The sequence below is a fragment of the Pseudomonas sp. AC016 genome, assembly GCF_979253365.1.
The window spans coordinates 920,796-938,282 of record NZ_CEEDCC010000001.1 but is presented as its reverse complement, the minus strand read 5'-3'; the positions used below and the strand labels follow the sequence as shown (position 1 = coordinate 938,282).

The window sequence follows — 17,487 nt, the reverse complement described above, 5'->3', positions numbered from 1 at the left end:
ACCGATCAGACCCGTGCTGCGGTCACTGCCGCCGAACCCCAAGTGGTTCTCCAGCGGCGCTTGACGTTCATCAGGCCGAACCAGGCGAGTACGGCCAGGCTTGCGAACAGCCACAGGCCCAGCTGATAGTCACCGGTGTTCTGCTTGATGCTGCCAAGACCTGCTGCCAGCAGGAAGCCACCGATGCCGCCCGCCATGCCGATCAGGCCAGTCATGACGCCGATTTCCTTGCGGAAGCGCTGTGGCACCAGTTGGAACACCGCGCCGTTGCCAGCGCCCAGGCCCAGCATGGCGGCGACGAACAGCGCCAGTGCAGCCCACGAGCTTGGCAGGTTGAAGCCCACTGCAGCGATGCCGATGGCTGCCACTGCGTACATGGCGGTCAGCGTGCGGATGCCACCGAAGCGGTCGGCCAGCGCGCCACCCAGTGGACGCATCAAACTGCCGCCGAACACGCAGGCTGCGGTGTAGTAACCGGCCGTTATAGGGCTCAGGCCGTACTGGTCGTTGAAGTAGCCGGGCAGGGCGCTGGCCAGGCCGATGAAGCCGCCGAAAGTGACACTGTAGAAAAACATGAACCACCAGCTGTCCCGGTCGCCCAGCGCCTTGAGGTAGTCGGCTGTGGACTTGGGCTTGCTGCGCTCGGGTGCATTGCGCGCCATCAGCGTGAAGGCGATCAGGGTCAGCACCAGCGGGATCAGCGCCAGGCCGAACACATTGCCCCAACCGAAACTGGCGGCAAGGACCGGTGCGATCAGCGCGGCGAGTACGGTGCCCGAGTTGCCGGCACCGGCGATGCCCATGGCCTTGCCTTGGTGCTGAGGCGGATACCATTGCGACGCCAGGGGCAGCGCGACGGCGAACGACGCGCCCGCCATCCCCAGGAACACGCCCAGCAGCAGCACCTGTTCATAGCTATGGATGCCCAGTTGCCAGGCGGTCAGCAGGGCACCGATCACAATCACCTGACCGATGATGCCAGCGGTCTTGGGCGACAGCTGATCGGCCAGCAGGCCCATGAAGAAGCGCAGTATCGCCCCGGCCAGAATCGGTGTGGCGACCATCAGGCCGCGTTGTTGGGTGGTCAGGTGCAGGTCGGTGGCGATCTGTACCGCCATCGGGCCCAGCAGGTACCAGACCATGAAACTCAGGTCGAAGTAGAGAAAGGCAGCGAACAGGGTCGGTCTGTGACCGGCCTTCCAGAAGCTTGTATCCATTGGCACACCTCATCATCTGCTAGCGGGTCAGTCGGGGTTCGTGCCCTCGACGTGGAAAAATTTCAGACGCTGTGGCGGAGTGTTCCGAATACCGGCGACTCCACCGGCCCCATCGCCGGGGCCAAACGCAAAAAACGTCGCCTCTCTGTCCGCGTGAGCGAAAGAGATGAGCGACGTCTTTGTCGTGAGTGGTGGCAACCGCCGTTGGCTACCTGAGGGTGCTAAAGCAAGAGGCGGGCCATATGCAGTTTTCTTCCTGGGCGATTGGCGCAGGCCGCATGGCGGCATGCTGTGACCTGAAACGCCGGGTGGGCATGTGTGATGGCCGCCGAGTACCGATGACCTTGAACCGGGCACCCATGGCACCGGACGCCGCAAAAAAGTGCGAGGGGCTTCTCCCGACACAAGTCCGCCTCAACACTGATCGTGCCCATCGCTCTGCGTGGGCATGCCTCCCGTGACGCTCCGCGTCACACATGGCACAGATTGCGGATTCAGTGAGCCGAGCGCATGGCTCACGTCACCTTTTCGCCCCTCGGCGACTTACTTTGAGAGGCCAAAGTAAGCAAAGCCTTTTGCTCCGGTTCCGGCCCCGGCTTCGCCGGGGTTCCTTCGTCCTGACACTGATTCGGGGGTCGCTGCAAATGGGCCATCCATGGCCCAGTGCAGCTCAATCGGCATCCATGCCGATTGCCCCCCGAATCAGCGCCAGAACTCAGCCTTCACCCGCGTCGCGATCTGCGGTGTTCATGCCATCGCGGTACAAAAGCGCATCAGTGCCGCTGTCTCTGCGGATCGCCAGACTTGTATTTAGCGATGAGTGCTTCACGTAGGAACGCCACTCAGGAGGCTCCGCGTCCGCTCTCGAATGTGACGCGGAGCGTCACGGGAGGCATGCCCACGCGGTGCGATGGGCACGATCATTCCTGCATAAGGACTTGTGTGTAACGATGAGCGCAGCGCACGGCTTTTGCAATAATAGCGTTGTGGAATATAAGCGTTGATCCAATAACAAACGCCACTATCAATACACTTTGATTAAAGCAGAATGACATTGTTTTGATGCCTTTGTATGATGGGCTCAATACTGAACGAAACCGAATATTAATATTGGTTCATGTTTGTTTTGAAAAAAAGCGGTTGCTTAACGGTAGGGAATATTTAATTTACTTTCGGATCGGTCTCTGAGAGGATCCTTTTCGTCGTACAGAACACGACGCCTCTCGAGAGGGCGATTCATGTGCAATAGCCCAGCTTGCAATAAAGTGGCTTATTGAAATCAACCGGTGAGCGCCCAAGTGCCTCCCAGCCTTTTCTCTGTTGTTTCGGTCTTCCATTAATGAATGAGTGCCGTGATTACAGGGTTTCAAAACGCACTTCAGCGATGTAATAAGTTTGCATGCTGCCTTGTCTTCATCTATGCGCCGGCCGTGCCTGGCGTCAATAAAGGACATCAACATGAGTAACGTCACTTACAAGCCTACCGTGTGGACCCGGGCCGATGCGCTCAAGGTCAACGAAAACGACCCTACCACCACTCAGCCGCTGGTCAGTCCCGACTTTCCGGTGATGAGTGATACGGTTTTCATCTGGGACACCATGCCACTGCGCGAACTCGATGGCACGGTAGTGTCCGTCAACGGCTGGTCAGTGATCCTGACACTCACGGCCGACCGGCATCCGAACGACCCCCAGTATCTGGGACCCAACGGCCGCTATGACATCAAGCGTGACTGGGAAGACCGCCATGGTCGTGCCCGCATGTGCTACTGGTATTCCCGGACCGGCAAGGACTGGATCTTCGGTGGGCGCGTCATGGCCGAAGGCGTATCGCCGACGACCCGCGAATGGGCCGGTACGCCGATCCTGCTCAACGACAAGGGCGACATTGATCTGTATTACACCTGTGTGACGCCGGGCGCTGCCGTTGCCAAAGTACGTGGCCGTGTAGTGACGTCTGACAGCGGTGTAATATTGACCGACTTTACTGAAGTCAAAACATTGTTCGAAGCCGACGGCACTTATTATCAAACCGAAGCCCAGAACGCTACGTGGAACTTTCGTGATCCCAGTCCGTTTATTGATCCCCATGATGGCAAGTTGTACATGGTGTTCGAAGGTAATGTGGCCGGCGAGCGCGGTTCACATACAGTAGGACCGACAGAACTGGGGCATGTACCGCCGGGTCACGAGGATGTGGGCGGTGCCAGATTTCAGGTGGGCTGTATTGGCCTGGCGGTTGCAAAGGATCTCAATGGCGACGAGTGGGAAATCCTTCCGCCGCTTGTTACTGCGGTTGGTGTAAATGATCAGACCGAACGTCCGCACTATGTATTTCAGGACAATAAGTATTACTTGTTCACCATCAGCCACAAGTTTACGTATGCCGATGGTATAACCGGCCCTGATGGCGTTTACGGGTTTGTCAGTGAACAGCTGTTCGGCCCATACCGGCCCATGAATGCGTCAGGCCTGGTGCTCGGGAATCCGCCTTCGCAGCCTTTCCAGACCTATTCGCACTGCGTTATGCCCAACGGCCTGGTGACGTCGTTCATCGACAGCGTGCCGACCACCGGACAGGATTTCCGTATCGGTGGCACCGAGGCGCCTACCGTGAAGATCCTGTTGCAGGGCGACCGCTCGTTCGTGCAGGAATCGTATGACTATGGCTACATACCGCCGATGAAGAATGTAGTGCTGACTCAATAGTCAGACTCACAGCGGCTTGGGCGGCCTCCCACCGTCCCAGCCGTAAACAGGGCTGTGGGAGGCGCCACCACGTCTTCGACGTAGCGCTGTCGCGCAGCAAACTTGGTGGGAGCGGACTTGTCCGCGAATGCAGGGTTTCAGCCACCGCATATGCGTCGGATGTACTGGCCTTTTCGCGGACAAGTCCGCTCCCACAAAATCCAGTTTCTTCAGTGGTTTACAGGTTGTTTGATAAGAGCGGACTTGTCCGCGAATGCAGGGTTTCAGCCACCGCACATGCGTGGGATGTACCGGCCTTTTCGCGGACAAGTCCGCTCCCACGACGTCCGGTGTTTGCCGCGCGGCAGCGCTACGTCGAAGACCTGGTGGCGTCTCCCACACGTGGCGTCTCGTCAGTAATTCTCTCGATCTACCTGTTCAACCCAGCATTTCACTCATCGAGATGATCTGCTCGGCCACCTGAATCAGCTTCTGCTGGCGGCTCATTGCCTGACGCCGCATCAGGGTATAGGCCTCTTCCTCGTTACAGTCCTTCATTTTCATCAACAGTCCTTTCGCCAGTTCGATGCGCTTGCGTTCGGCCAGTTGCTGGTCGCGGGCGTGGAGTTGCGCGCGCAGGGCCTGGTCGCTCTCGAAGCGCGCCATGGCCACGTCGAGGATGGGCTGCAGGCGTTGGGCCTGAATACCTTCCACTATATAAGCGCTGACGCCGGACTTGATCGCCTGACGCATAACGGCAGGGTCGTGCTCATCGGTAAACATCACGATCGGGCGGGGCTGGTCGCGACTGACCAGTACCACTTGCTCCATGACGTCACGACCGGGCGATTCGGTGTCGATGAGGATCACGTCGGGACGCACCGCGTCAACGCGTGCGGGCAGGTCGATGATGAAACCGGATTCGTCGATCACCTCGAAGCCTGCCTCGATCAGGGCGGTTCTCAGGCGACCGACTTTCTTTGGCGTGTCATTGATCAGCAGGATACGCAGCATGGTCACGTTCTCCTTCAGCGACGGGCAGCGACGGGCACGTTATCGGCCCAGGCGTTGATCTTGAAACCGCGCGCATAGGCGGCCGGATCACTGCCGTCCCAGACCCTGCCATCGATCAACTGACTGCTGCGCAACGTAGCGCTCGGCGCCTCGATGCCCAGCGCCTCGGCGGCCTGTCGATAAAGCTCCATCTGCTGGACACGCTCGGCAACGGCCAGATAATCCGGGTCTTCACGCAACAGCCCCCAGCGGCGGAACTGGGTCATGAACCACATCCCGTCCGACAGCCATGGGTAATTGACCTGTCCCTGACCATGGAAACTGACGGCGTGGTGGTCTTCCCAATGATTGCCGAGGCCGTCGCTGTACTGGCCCAGCAGGCGCGGCTCGATGCAGTCCAGCGGCGTGTCCAGATACTCGGCACCACTGAGCAGTTGTGCGGTGCTGCGTCGATTGTGCTCGCTCTCCTCGATGAAGCGACTCGCTTCCAGCACGGCCATGACCAGCGCTCTGGCGGTGTTGGGGTTCTGCTCGACGAATTCGCGGGTGCAACCCAGGACCTTGCCCGGATGGTCGGGCCAGATGGTCTGGCTGGTGGCCATACTGAAGCCCAGTTGCTGACTGACTGCACTGGCAGCCCAGGGCTCTCCGACGCAGAAACCGTCGATACGGCCGGCCTGCAGATGCTGAACCATCTGCGGCGGCGGCACGACCACACTGTTCACGTCGTCCAGCGGATGAATGCCCTGGCTGGCGAGCCAGTAATAAAGCCACATGGCATGGTTGCCGGTGGGGAAGGTCTGGGCGAACGTCAGTTTCGGACCGCTTTGGTGCACGCGTTTGTCCAGTGCCTCAGGAGTGATCACGCCACTCTCCTGCAGGCCGCGCGACAGGTTGATGCACTGGCCGTTCTGGTTCAGCCCCATCAGAATCGCCATGTCCCTGGCCGGGCCGCCGCTGATGCCCAGTTCGACCGCGTAGATCATCCCGTAGAGACTGTGTGCCGCTTGCAACTGGCCGCTGACCAGCTTGTCCCGCAGTCCGGCCCAGGAGGTCTGGCGCTTGAGGTTGAGGGTCAGGCCGTAAGGCTGGGCAAAGCCCTGGGTCGCTGCAACCACCAGCGAGGCGCAGTCGGTCAGGGCCATGAAACCCACATCCAGGCTGTTCATCTCGGGCGCATCGCTGCCGTTGACCCAGTCCAGCGCATTGCTTGTTCGTACGTTCATGGCACTTGCTTCATAAAGGACATCCAGAAAAAAGGCGTCGTCCGGCTCCTGCAAGGTGCAAGTGCCGGAGCGACGCCGTTGTCCGGGCAGCGCTCCGTCGTTGGGGCGCGTGCCGATAACGGACTCAAGCAAGGCATATGCCAGCGCTTGGGGGTTCAGGGTAACAAGTTTTTCGCATGCCTCGCGTGCAGGGCCTTCACGCGGCTATAATCGCGCCCCTGAATTCAGCTTCTCACGAGCCTCGCCCGCCCATGTATAACCTGGCCCGCCAGTTACTGTTCAAGCTTTCCCCGGAAACCTCCCATGACCTGTCGCTGGACCTGATCGGTGCCGGTGGGCGTCTGGGTCTCAACGGCCTGTTGAGCAAGGCCCCGGCCAGAGTGCCGGTCACCGTCATGGGGCTGGAGTTTCCCAATCCTGTGGGTCTGGCGGCCGGTCTGGACAAGAACGGCGCGGCCATCGACGGCTTCGCGCAACTGGGCTTTGGCTTCGTCGAGATCGGTACCGTCACGCCGCGTCCGCAGCCGGGCAACCCCAAGCCACGGATTTTCCGTCTGCCCCACGCCGAAGCCATCATCAACCGCATGGGTTTCAACAACCTGGGTGTCGACAATCTGGTCGGCCGTGTGCAGGCCGCGAAGTACAAAGGCATTCTGGGCATCAACATCGGCAAGAATTTCGACACGCCGGTCGAGCGTGCCGTGGACGACTACCTGATCTGTCTGGACAAGGTCTACGCCCACGCCAGCTATGTGACCGTCAACGTCAGCTCGCCCAATACCCCGGGCCTGCGCAGCCTGCAATTCGGTGATTCGCTCAAGCAACTGCTCGAGGCCCTGAGTCTGCGTCAGCAGGAACTCACGCAGCGTCATGGCAAGCGTGTGCCGCTGGCCATCAAGATCGCCCCGGACATGACCGACGAAGAAACCGTACTGGTCGCCGCCGCGCTGATCGAATCCGGCATGGACGCGGTCATCGCCACCAACACCACTCTCAGCCGCGAAGGCGTCGAAGGTCTGCCACATGCGGACGAGGCGGGTGGATTGTCGGGCGCACCGGTTCGCGAGAAGAGCACTCACACGGTGAAGATACTGGCCGGCGAGTTGGCAGGGCGCATGCCGATCATCGCTGCGGGTGGCATCACCGAAGGGCGTCACGCGGCCGAAAAAATGGCGGCGGGTGCGAGTCTGGTGCAGATCTACTCGGGCTTCATCTACAAGGGTCCGGCACTGATTCGCGAATCGGTGGATGCGATCGCGGCGATGCCGCGCCAGCAGATCTGAATCGCAGGCAAAAAAAAGGGGCTCTTGAAGAGCCCCTGGGCTTTTGGCCCGCCGCCCGGATGGGACGTGCATGGTATGGGTGTAAATGGTCAGTCAATAAAGCTTTGATGGACTGGTCGGGGCCTGTGTCTCCAAAGGCGCGTTATCCGACCGCGTGAAGTTCGTTGAGTCTGTGGATTCCCGCAGTGCCGGTCATACCGTCCCAATTGTCGCCGCGTCCTTCTCGCCATCCATTGATCCATGCCTGGCGTACTGACGGTAGAGTAAAAGGGCAAAGCTCACGGGATTTACCATGAACGCCGTACTGATATCCGCGTAAAAATGCTCTTTCCAACGGATCACGCTTAAGTCTTCTCATAGGGTATTGCCCTCGTCTGTTGACTGTTATATCCCTGAGACCTCATGGTGAGGTCGGGCAGAAAGGTCTGCCGTTGGTGCCCGCTGCCGGCGTCGCGGGCCTTGGTGTCAGAACCATTGCGGTAATGACCTGAGGTGATTTCTAACCAAAGCGCCGGACGCTGTGAATGACCGTTTTGTCATAAGCACGTCACATTTAGGTCTGTCGGGCGATAAGGAAGGTCGGGTTTCAACACCGTTTTTTGGCGCAAGCCTTTTGACGCGGGCGTTTCAGACCGGATTGAGAGCGCGTCTCAGATGCGGATGATGGCTGAATGCTTTAAGCGTCTATTCGACGAAGGGTCGAGATGTGACTTTTTGTTGCCCACTTCGTCGGGTTGAATAGCCGCTCTTCATATAGCAAAGCTATGTTGAGAGCGTGATGGATTGAAAACTGCCGCATTTACGCTGCCCTGGTCTCAAGGCAGGTTTCATGCGGCGGATCGGCACATTCAACGTGCCACGCAGGCGTTCTCCAAGAAAGGCGCCTGTTTAAAATCTGGTCGGGCAATGCGTTGCCCACCGCTGACGGCTCAGGCCCTGGAATACACATGTCGGATCGCTACGAACTTTTCCTCACTTGCCCAAAAGGCCTCGAAGGACTGCTGGCCGAAGAGGCCACGGCCCTCGGTCTCGAGGATACCCGCGAACATACCTCGGCCATTCGCGGTTCGGCCGACATGGAAACCGCCTACCGGCTGTGCCTGTGGTCCCGTCTCGCCAACCGCGTGCTGCTGGTGCTCAAGCGCTTCCCGATGAAGGACGCCGAAGACCTGTATCACGGCGTGCTCGACGTTGAATGGCACGACCATCTCGAATCGGATGGCACCATCGCCGTTGAATTCAGCGGTCACGGGTCAGGCATCGACAACACCCACTTCGGCGCGCTTAAGGTCAAGGATGCAATCGTCGACAAATTGCGCACGCCGGACGGCGAGCGTCCTTCGGTAGACAAGATCAACCCCGACCTGCGCGTGCATCTGCGTCTGGATCGTGGCGAGGCGATTCTGTCTCTGGACCTGTCCGGTCACAGTCTGCACCAGCGTGGCTATCGCCTGCAGCAGGGTGCTGCGCCCCTGAAGGAAAACCTCGCCGCCGCCATCCTGGTGCGTGCCGGCTGGCCGCGTATCGCTGCCGAAGGTGGCGCGCTGGCTGACCCAATGTGTGGTGTGGGTACCTTCCTGGTCGAAGCCGGTCTGATTGCCGCCGACATTGCACCGAATATCAAGCGTGAGCGTTGGGGCTTTTCCGCCTGGCTGGGTCACGTTCCGGCCCTGTGGCGCAAGCTGCACGACGAAGCACTGGCGCGTGCCGAGGCAGGCCTTGCCAAGCCGCCGCTGTGGATCCGCGGCTATGAAGCCGACCCACGTCTGATTCAGCCCGCGCGCAACAACATCGAGCGCGCAGGACTGAGCGACTGGATCAAGGTCTACCAGGGCGAAGTCGCCACGTTCGAGCCGCGTCCGGATCAGAACCAGAAAGGTCTGGTCATCTGCAACCCGCCGTACGGCGAGCGTCTGGGTGACGAAGCCAGCCTGCTGTATCTCTACCAGAACCTGGGTGAGCGCCTGCGCCAGTCGTGCCTGAACTGGGAAGCGGCGGTATTCACTGGCGCGCCTGATCTGGGTAAGCGCATGGGCATTCGCAGTCACAAGCAGTATTCGTTCTGGAACGGCGCGCTGCCCTGCAAGCTGTTGCTGATCAAGGTGTTGCCGGATCAGTTCGTCACCGGCGAGCGTCGCACCCCCGAACAACGTCAGATCGAGCGCGAAACGCCCGTCGAGACCGAAGTCGAAGTTGAAAGAAAATTCAACAAGAACGGTAATCCGATCAAGCCCGCTCCTGTGGTGGTCGAACAGCCACGCTTGAGCGAAGGCGGGCAGATGTTCGCCAACCGCCTGCAAAAGAACCTCAAGCTGATGGGCAAGTGGGTACGCCGTGAAGGCATCGATTGCTATCGCGTGTACGACGCCGACATGCCCGAGTATTCAATGGCCATCGACCTGTACCACGATTGGGTCCATGTGCAGGAATACGCCGCGCCGAAATCCATCGACCCGGAGAAGGCGTCGGCGCGTCTGTTCGATGCGCTGGCGGCCATTCCGCAGGCGCTGAACATCGACAAGAGCCGCGTGGTGATCAAGCGTCGCGAGCGTCAGAGCGGCACCCGCCAGTACGAGCGTCAGAGTGCGCAGGGTCAGTTCCTGGAAGTGAACGAAGGTGGCGTCAAGCTGCTCGTCAACCTGACCGATTACCTGGACACCGGTCTGTTCCTCGATCATCGCCCGATGCGCATGCGTATCCAGCGCGAGGCGGCCGGCAAGCGCTTCCTCAACCTATTTGCCTACACCGCAACCGCCAGCGTTCATGCGGCCAAGGGCGGTGCGCGCAGCACCACCAGCGTGGACCTGTCACGTACCTATCTGGACTGGGCACGCCGCAACCTGTCGCTGAACGGTTTCTCGGACAAGAACCGTCTGGAGCAGAGCGATGTCACGGTCTGGCTGCAGGCCTGCCGCGAAGAGTACGACCTGATCTTCATCGATCCGCCGACCTTCTCCAACTCCAAGCGCATGGAAGGGGTGTTCGACGTGCAGCGCGATCAGGTCGAGCTGATCGATCTGGCCATGGCGCGTCTGGCACCGGGCGGCGTGCTGTATTTCTCCAACAACTTCCGCAAGTTCGTGCTCGATGAAAATCTCGGCCAGCGCTATGCCGTTGAGGAAATTACACAGCAGACCATCGACCAGGATTTTGCCCGCAATAGCAAGATTCACCGGGCCTGGAAGATCACCGCACGCGCGTGATGCCGGGTCTGATGAACGAATCTGTGCGCGACTTGCGCAGGTTCGTTCATCATCCACTAGGCAAATTACTGGCGAATAGCTATAACCAATGCACGGCCAGCGTGGCGCAACACCCTGTTGGCGTCATGAGTTGTGTCTATGGCGGCGAAACGGTACAGGCTCAGAGTACTGGGCTTCATCAGTGAACAGGTTTCAGCGTGGCTGGTAGCGGTTCTGACGATGCTGGTCGGTGCCGCGCTGACGGTCATGCTGGCGCTGGCTGACCATGATGCCTATCAACATCAGTTGCGCCAGCGTTTCGATATTCTGGCCAGCGAGCGTTTCAGTCGCATTCAGGAACGTCTGGACCGTCAGGTCAGCAGGCTGGATACGGTTCGCCGCTTCTTTCTTTTTTCCCATGACATTACCCGCGAAGAATACGAAGGCTTCGTAGGTCCGTTGCTGATCGGCACCCAGGCTTATGGCTGGAACCCGAGAGTGACCCGGGCCGGGCGGGCCGCTTTCGAGGCGGAGGTGCGCAAGGGTGGGCTCAAGGATTTTGCGATCCGCCAACTCGATGAGCATGGCAAGCTGAGCGTGGCGGGCGTGCGAGACGAATATTTTCCTGTCCTCTATCTGAATTCGATCAGTGCGTTGCCGGTGCCGCTGGGCTTCGATATCTACTCTGAACCGATCCGTCATTTGGCCCTGGACAAGGCGCGGCTGCTGGACCGCATCACGGCGACGCCCCGGATACAGCTGTTGGGCCTGGACCCTGCCAACACACGCGGCGTGTTGCTGATGGCGCCCGTGTTCTCAAGCGTCAGTGCGCCGGGTGAAACGCCCGAGTTGAGAGGTGTGCTCACGGCAGTCATCGGTCTCTCGCAACTGATGAGTGTGGGGGCGGCAGAACGCGACACCCTGGCGGTCACACTCACTGACCTGAACGCGCAGCCCGAACCTGATCCCGTGTATCTGTCTCCAGCCAAAGCGGCCACGAATGAGCTGTACCAGAGCACACTGCTGGGACTGGGGGATCGCGATTATCTGCTTGAGGTTCGTCCCACCGAGCTGTTTCAGTCAAATAATCGGGAAACGTCCAGCAATGTTCTTTGGTTCGGCGGGCTGTTGAGTCTGATGCTCAGTGCCTTGCTTTACAGCCTCATCAGCCAGCGCCAGCGTGCGCTTGCACGTGTCGAGCAGCGCACCCGAGAGTTGCGCGTGCGCGAGAAGCAATTGAACGTGGCCAACGGTCAGTTGCGCAACATTCTGAATGCGGCGACCGAAGTCGCAATTATTGCGGCCGACCTCAATGGTGTGATCAACACGTTCAACGTCGGTGCGCAGCGCATGCTTGGTTATTCCGACGAGGAAGTCCTGGGGCGGTTCGGGCTCAAGGATTTCCAGCACTCTGAGCCATCAGATCCCAGTGACGTCAGCGAAGCCCGCATGTTGCAGGACATGCTTGGCGCTGCCATTCAGGAAGGCAGTCATCCGGCCCGCGAGTTGACCTTTCAGCGACGCGACGGCAGCACGCTGGTCGTCAACATGCTCGTCACGGCCGTGCGCGACGATCAGGGGCAGTGGATCGGCTGTCTGGCGGTGTGCACCGACATGACCGAACATCGGCGCGTGCATGATGCCCTGGAGGCTCAGGGGCAATTGCTCGAAAAGCTCGGCTCGCAAGTGCCGGGAGGCATCTATCAGTACCAGCTGGATGCCGATGGCAGTTCACGGTTCAGGTATGTCAGCGTCGGCATGTGCGAGTTGTTCGAACTCGATGAAGTGCATGTGCTGATCGATGCGGAGGTGCTGCTGCAACGCATTCATCCCATGGACCTGGTCCGAATCAGAAACTCGATCATTCCCAGTGCGCAGCAATTGACGCCGTGGCGTGAAGAGTACCGGGTTCAATTACCGAACAAGGGGCTGCGCTGGTTGCGTGCGGCTTCTACACCCGAACAGCTCGAGAACGGTGCGGTGTTATGGCACGGATTCGTTTCGGATATCTCCGATCTGAAGCGGGTCGAGCAGGAACTGCGTGAACTGTCGGTCACCGATGTGCTGACCGGTGCTTTCAACCGTCGATACTTTCAGGATCGGCTGCAGGCCGAACTCAAGCGCATCGACCGGCACGGTGGCCATCTGTCGATCATCATGCTCGACATCGACCACTTTAAGCGTATCAATGACCGTTTCGGCCACGGCGTCGGGGATCAGGTGCTAAAAGCCATCTCGCAACGCATCACGCATCGGCTGCGCACGGATGACGTGTTCTGTCGGTTGGGGGGCGAGGAGTTCATGGTGCTGTGCCCCGGCACTCAGGGCGCCCAGGCTTATCAATTGGCACTTGGCCTTCGCGAAGAGCTGAACAGGGCGGGCATCGACGGCGTGGGCCGGGTGACGGCCAGTTTCGGAATCGCCAGTTGGCGGGAAGGAGAGGGCGTCGACGCGATGCTGCTGCGCGCCGACTCTGGGGTTTATGCCGCCAAGCAGGCGGGGCGGGACAAGGTGGAACCGGAGCAGGCCTGATCGGCTTCAGGGCCTGCTCGCTGTGGCGCGGGATCAGGGCTGCTGGATCGATACCGTGGTATTGCTCAGCTTGGGCTGGCGGTAAAGATCGACCAGCACTTCGTCGAGTACCGACGAGGCGCCGAACGGACGCGGGTCATTCAGGATCGCCACGACCGCCCAGGTGTTGCCGTTGCTGTCGCGGCTGAAGCCTGCGATGGCACGTACGGTGTTTAGGGTGCCGGTCTTGATGTGCGCTTCGCCCAACAGAGGCGTGCGTTTCAGACGCTTGCGCATGGTGCCATCCATACCCGCAAGTGGCATGGAGCTCATGAATTCGGCGGCATACGGGCTGCGCCAGGCGGCCTGAAGGATCACCGCCATTTCACGGGCGCTGACCCGTTCAGCGCGCGACAGGCCTGAACCGTTTTCCATCACCAGATGCGGTGCGGTGATGCCTTTTTTGGCCAGCCAGCCGCGAATCACCCGTTGCGCGGCCTTGGCGTCGTCGCCGTCGGCGTCGCTGCGGAACTCCTCGCCAAGGCTGAGAAACAACTGCTGAGCCATGGTGTTGTTGCTGTATTTGTTGATGTCGCGAATCACTTCGACCAGATCCGGGGAAAACGCCTTGGCCAGCAGCTTGGCGCTGGAAGGCACGACGTCGACGCGGTTCTTGCCCAGAATGGTGCCGCCCAGTTCCTGCCAGATGGCGCGCACGGCACCGGCAGCGTAGGTCGGGTGGTCGAGCAGCGACAGGTAGGTCTGGGAGTTGCAGCCATTGCCCAGTTGCCCGGTCACCGTCACGTTGACGCTGCCATCAGGCTGGGTTACCGGGTTGTAGCGGACATCGCCCGTGCATTGTTTCGAGGCGACCGCCTTGACCTGATTGTCGATCCTGATGGTCGCGATGGGCGGCTCTACCGAGACCAGGATGCGGCCATCATCGTTGCGGGTGACAAAGCGCAACGCCTTCAGGTTGACCATCAGCGAATCAGGCTTGACCAGAAATGGCTTGTTGTCGTCGTTGCCATCGTCGTTGAAAACCGGCAATTGCGGCTGCACGAAGTGGCTGCGGTCCAGCACCAGATCACCGGTGACCTGCTGGACGCCATTGGCGCGAAGGTCGCGCATCAGCAGCCAGAGCTTTTCCATGTTCAGTTTGGGGTCGCCGCCGCCCTTGAGGTACAGGTTGCCGCGCAGCACGCCATTGCTCAGGGTGCCGTCGGTGAAGAACTCGGTTTTCCATTGATGGGTAGGGCCGAGAATTTCCAGTGCTGCATAGGTCGTGATCAGCTTCATGGTCGAGGCCGGGTTCACCGATACATCGGCATTGAATACAGTCGGTGTGCCTGGGCCATTGAGCGGCAACATGACCAGCGACAATGCGTCATCGCCAAGTTTGCTGGCCCTGAGTGCCTGTTGGACCTTGGGGGAAAGTGTGGTGTTGATGACGGCCGCGTTTGCGGAGAGGGCCAGTGGCAAGAGCAATGAAGCGATCAGAAAAGGGCGAAACGACTTGATCATGAAGAAACCCTACTGCAGGAGGGGAAACAAAAAAGAGGGCATGGATGAATTCCCTCGGTCATTCTGAATATTTGAATAACAGCGGCTAACTGCGAACAACTATAGCGAACAGGTAAAGATTGATGCTTGAATGTGCAGGGTTTTCGTAATGCGAAAGGTCAACGCCTGCAACCGGCGGCATTATGCCCCAAGCAGGGGGCGCATGTGATGGGGCAGCGACCCTGAACCGCTATTTTTTTTCCAGCACGCCCCATCTGTCAGTCAACGCATCGAACATTGCTTGCAGCCTTCATTTATCGGGCTTTTACCTGCCCGAACTGCTAAAGTGCCGCCCGATATTTACTGATGAGGATTGTCCCATGGCTACGAACCGTTCCCGCCGTCTGCGCAAAAAACTCTGCGTTGATGAATTTCAGGAGCTGGGTTTTGAGCTGAACCTGGACTTCAAGCAAGAGCTGGATGACCAGGCAATCGACGCCTTCCTCGACGCTTTCCTGAAAGAAGCAATGGAAGCCAACGGTCTTGGCTATGTCGGCGGCGATGACTTCGGTCTGGTTTGCCTGAGCAAGCGTGGCTCGGTCAGCGAAGAGCAGCGCGCTGCCGTTGAAGCCTGGCTCAAGGGCCGTAGCGAACTGACAGAAGTGACTGTCAGCCCGCTGATCGACGTCTGGTACCCGGAAAACGAAATCAACCCGGTTGCCTGATGTATCAGGAAGCAGGCTCAGGCCTGCTTCCTTGTTTCATACCCCCGCTTCAATCGCTTCATACCCCCTTCTGTGCCGCGCTTTCCCGTCCTTCTGCTTGCCGTCAACTGTCTGCTTTTCCTGTCGTGCCGGGTTTCTCCTGCTGCGCGGACAATGCCCTTTCAAGTTCCAGCATGGCGCTGTCTACCGCCTGATGACAGGTGCGAAGCCGGGCTTCACTCGTCCCGGGCTCGCATGCCTGTTCAAGTGCATTGCAGGCGTCCACCACGTGTGAAGCGCTGATGATGCGTGCGGCGCCCTTGATCCGGTGGGCCATGTCACGAATCTCGTCCGGGTGTCCTTCGCGCATATGGGTGGCGAGCAACTGGCGATCCTCCCGGTTGCTGCGCAGCAATTCGCTCAGCAGGCGTTTGACCATTTCAGGGCGATCACCGGTAAGTCGGCTGACGCTGCCCGGATTGAACGCAGGTGTCGAACGCGTCAGCGGTGAAAGCAGGACCAGCCTGTCGCTGAGCAGGCTGAGGCTGATGGGTTTGAACAGGCAGTCATCCATGCCCGCGTCCCGGCAGCGCTGTACTTCTTCCTGCTGGGCGTTGGCCGTGAATCCCCAGACCGTGCAGGGCTGGCTATCGCGAGACTGCTCCTGTGCCCTGATGGCCCGCGTCAAGTCGTAACCGTTCATGACCGGCATGTTGCAGTCGGGAACATACCTGTTACGTAAGTTGCTGATTTCGCAAGGCATTAAATCCTCCCCAAAACCTCCCCAATATATCGCTAAAACGGATCAGGCGACGTCGATCCACTCGGAGCCGCGGCCATCCTTGTACATCTCGGTCATCGCCGCATTTCGGTGCCCCAGGAGCCGCTGCGGATCACGGCCTTCTGCCGCGTGTAGGCGGGCTGCCAGCGAGCGCATTTCGTGGAAGCTGGGCGGATTGTCCCCCAAGTCAATGCCAAGCGCTGCGGCACCCTTGTCTCGTGCTTCAGCGAAAGCAAGTGTGAGCGTATTCAGCTTTATCGGGCTTCCTGCTTTTGCAACAGAGACCGTTCTCGTGTGGTGTACTAGGTGCTTCGACAGCACCCTGTCCCGGCACATTTTTATAACGCTCGAAAGATCGAGTCCTATCGCTTCGAGCCTGAGTGCGGTGCTGAGTCGTAATCGTGCGCCAGTCTTGGACTGAACGACATGTAGGAAGCCGTCGTATTCGTCCTTGAAAAGCATCGAGCCGATATCATCTCTTCGCTGTCCGGTCAGTAGAGCAAGTTCCATAGCGCGTTTAAGCCAGGGCCGGTCAGTCGCTGCGTGAGTTGCTTTCCATAGTTCGAGGCTCAGGCGACTGCGTTTCACTTTTGACCGCGCCGCTTTAGTCGCATCGACTGGATTCAGGTCACACCATCCAACAGCAATGGCTTCTGTGAATACATCCCGCAGCAGTGACCGCAATGCTTTGGACATTGGCGCTTTCCCAGCTTTGGCGAATGTTGCGAGAAACATCGCTATATCCATCGTTCGGATACTGCGCATGTACTTCTCGCCGAAAGCCTTTTTTAGCACCTTGAGCCTGCTTTTGATGCTGCGGGCAGTGTGTGCGCTCAAACCTCTTTCTGTGTAGATCAGCTCGTATTCGGCAAGCCACTCGGCAAATGTCCGGTCGACTTCTGCAACTGGCTCCGCGATCCGTTGCGCCAATGTAGGCTTGAGCACATCAGCATGATTTGCGGCAACCGCTTCCATGATTGCTGCGGCCTTATCCTTGCCCAGGCCGAACATTCGGCCCGTGACTGGATCGCGATAGGTGTAATAGGTATGCCCGTTGCGTTTGTCGGTCTTACGATACAGGTTGGGCGGGAGGTCTTTTGACCCAGCGTTACGCGGCCTTGGAACCATTGCGTGCACTCTCTATTCGGCTGATCAGGCTTCCGCCCGCAATACGGACAATCGGTTTTTCAAGCTCGCTGTACTGAGCATCGGCTTCGACATAGTAGCTCCGGCCATGCTTGACGGGTGTCGGCGCTATTCGGCCTTCACGAGCCCACTTGCGCAATGTGTTCAGGCTGGGCGGCGTCCGGAACTGGTCTGCCGCCCACTCGTCGAGGGTAACTTTGCTCATGTGCTGCTCCGGGCCGCGCTGGGCGGC

Annotated in this window: 14 protein-coding genes; 6 read left to right on the top strand and 8 right to left on the bottom strand. The window is 59.3% G+C overall.

Annotated features, from left to right (window positions below; translation table 11 throughout):
- Window positions 1-5: 5 nt before the first annotated feature.
- Window positions 6-1,217, bottom strand: coding sequence for a nitrate/nitrite transporter (locus AC0IXS_RS04140; RefSeq protein WP_043306404.1), 1,212 nt, complete (start codon window positions 1,215-1,217; stop codon window positions 6-8).
- A gap of 1,458 nt (window positions 1,218-2,675) precedes the next feature.
- On the opposite strand from AC0IXS_RS04140, the gene AC0IXS_RS04135 reads away from it, so the two are divergent.
- The gene (locus AC0IXS_RS04135; RefSeq protein ID WP_057411233.1) at window positions 2,676-3,926 is read left to right on the top strand and encodes a glycoside hydrolase family 68 protein; all 1,251 of its coding nucleotides are present in this window, start codon (window positions 2,676-2,678) and stop codon (window positions 3,924-3,926) included.
- 417 nt (window positions 3,927-4,343) lie between these two features.
- On the opposite strand, the gene AC0IXS_RS04130 is transcribed toward AC0IXS_RS04135, so the two are convergent.
- Together AC0IXS_RS04130 and AC0IXS_RS04125 are read right to left on the bottom strand one after the other, a co-directional pair.
- Window positions 4,344-4,919 carry an ANTAR domain-containing response regulator gene (locus tag AC0IXS_RS04130; RefSeq protein WP_057411234.1) on the bottom strand — a complete coding sequence of 192 codons (576 nt, stop codon included), beginning with the start codon at window positions 4,917-4,919 and terminating at the stop codon, window positions 4,344-4,346.
- 14 nt (window positions 4,920-4,933) lie between these two features.
- The gene (locus AC0IXS_RS04125) at window positions 4,934-6,145 is read right to left on the bottom strand and encodes a CmpA/NrtA family ABC transporter substrate-binding protein (protein ID WP_057411241.1); all 1,212 of its coding nucleotides are present in this window, start codon (window positions 6,143-6,145) and stop codon (window positions 4,934-4,936) included.
- Window positions 6,146-6,396: 251 nt separating this feature from the next.
- Here AC0IXS_RS04125 and AC0IXS_RS04120 point away from each other — a divergent pair, with 251 nt between their 5' ends.
- Entirely contained in the window at window positions 6,397-7,428 is a 1,032-nt protein-coding gene (locus AC0IXS_RS04120) for a quinone-dependent dihydroorotate dehydrogenase (RefSeq protein WP_057411235.1), read from the top strand.
- Window positions 7,429-7,570: 142 nt separating this feature from the next.
- Here AC0IXS_RS04120 and rmf read toward each other — a convergent pair whose 3' ends face one another.
- Window positions 7,571-7,786: a ribosome modulation factor gene (gene rmf, locus AC0IXS_RS04115; protein WP_002553055.1), complete on the bottom strand. Its 216-nt coding sequence runs from the start codon at window positions 7,784-7,786 to the stop codon at window positions 7,571-7,573.
- 589 nt (window positions 7,787-8,375) lie between these two features.
- On the opposite strand from rmf, the gene rlmKL reads away from it, so the two are divergent.
- The 3 genes from rlmKL to AC0IXS_RS04100 all read left to right on the top strand — a co-directional run bounded on the left by rlmKL (window position 8,376) and on the right by AC0IXS_RS04100 (window position 13,142).
- Window positions 8,376-10,631, top strand: a complete 2,256-nt coding sequence (gene rlmKL, locus AC0IXS_RS04110; protein WP_122575129.1) for a bifunctional 23S rRNA (guanine(2069)-N(7))-methyltransferase RlmK/23S rRNA (guanine(2445)-N(2))-methyltransferase RlmL — start codon at window positions 8,376-8,378, stop codon at window positions 10,629-10,631.
- An 88-nt stretch (window positions 10,632-10,719) separates the two neighbouring features.
- Window positions 10,720-10,839, top strand: a complete 120-nt coding sequence (locus tag AC0IXS_RS04105; protein ID WP_424481800.1) for a peptidase inhibitor family I36 protein — start codon at window positions 10,720-10,722, stop codon at window positions 10,837-10,839.
- 11 nt (window positions 10,840-10,850) lie between these two features.
- Window positions 10,851-13,142, top strand: a complete 2,292-nt coding sequence (locus AC0IXS_RS04100; protein ID WP_471823910.1) for a sensor domain-containing diguanylate cyclase — start codon at window positions 10,851-10,853, stop codon at window positions 13,140-13,142.
- A gap of 33 nt (window positions 13,143-13,175) precedes the next feature.
- Here the strand turns inward: AC0IXS_RS04100 and dacB are convergent, their stop codons facing one another.
- On the bottom strand, window positions 13,176-14,645 hold the full coding sequence (gene dacB / locus AC0IXS_RS04095; RefSeq protein WP_043306408.1) for a D-alanyl-D-alanine carboxypeptidase/D-alanyl-D-alanine endopeptidase: 1,470 nt from the start codon (window positions 14,643-14,645) through the stop codon (window positions 13,176-13,178).
- 359 nt (window positions 14,646-15,004) lie between these two features.
- Between dacB and AC0IXS_RS04090 the strand changes: the two genes are divergently transcribed.
- Entirely contained in the window at window positions 15,005-15,349 is a 345-nt protein-coding gene (locus AC0IXS_RS04090) for a YggL family protein (RefSeq protein WP_004885641.1), read from the top strand.
- A gap of 103 nt (window positions 15,350-15,452) precedes the next feature.
- On the opposite strand, the gene AC0IXS_RS04085 is transcribed toward AC0IXS_RS04090, so the two are convergent.
- The 3 genes from AC0IXS_RS04085 to AC0IXS_RS04075 are packed head-to-tail and all read right to left on the bottom strand — an operon-like array spanning window position 15,453 to window position 17,460.
- The gene (locus AC0IXS_RS04085; protein ID WP_471823907.1) at window positions 15,453-16,091 is read right to left on the bottom strand and encodes a response regulator; all 639 of its coding nucleotides are present in this window, start codon (window positions 16,089-16,091) and stop codon (window positions 15,453-15,455) included.
- Window positions 16,092-16,133: 42 nt separating this feature from the next.
- Window positions 16,134-17,237 (bottom strand): phage integrase Arm DNA-binding domain-containing protein, encoded by a 1,104-nt coding sequence (locus AC0IXS_RS04080; RefSeq protein WP_471823905.1) that lies wholly within the window; start codon window positions 17,235-17,237, stop codon window positions 16,134-16,136.
- Window positions 17,218-17,460: an excisionase gene (locus tag AC0IXS_RS04075; protein ID WP_122437824.1), complete on the bottom strand. Its 243-nt coding sequence runs from the start codon at window positions 17,458-17,460 to the stop codon at window positions 17,218-17,220. Before AC0IXS_RS04075 ends, AC0IXS_RS04080 begins: the two co-directional genes overlap by 20 nt.
- Window positions 17,461-17,487 lie beyond the last annotated feature (27 nt).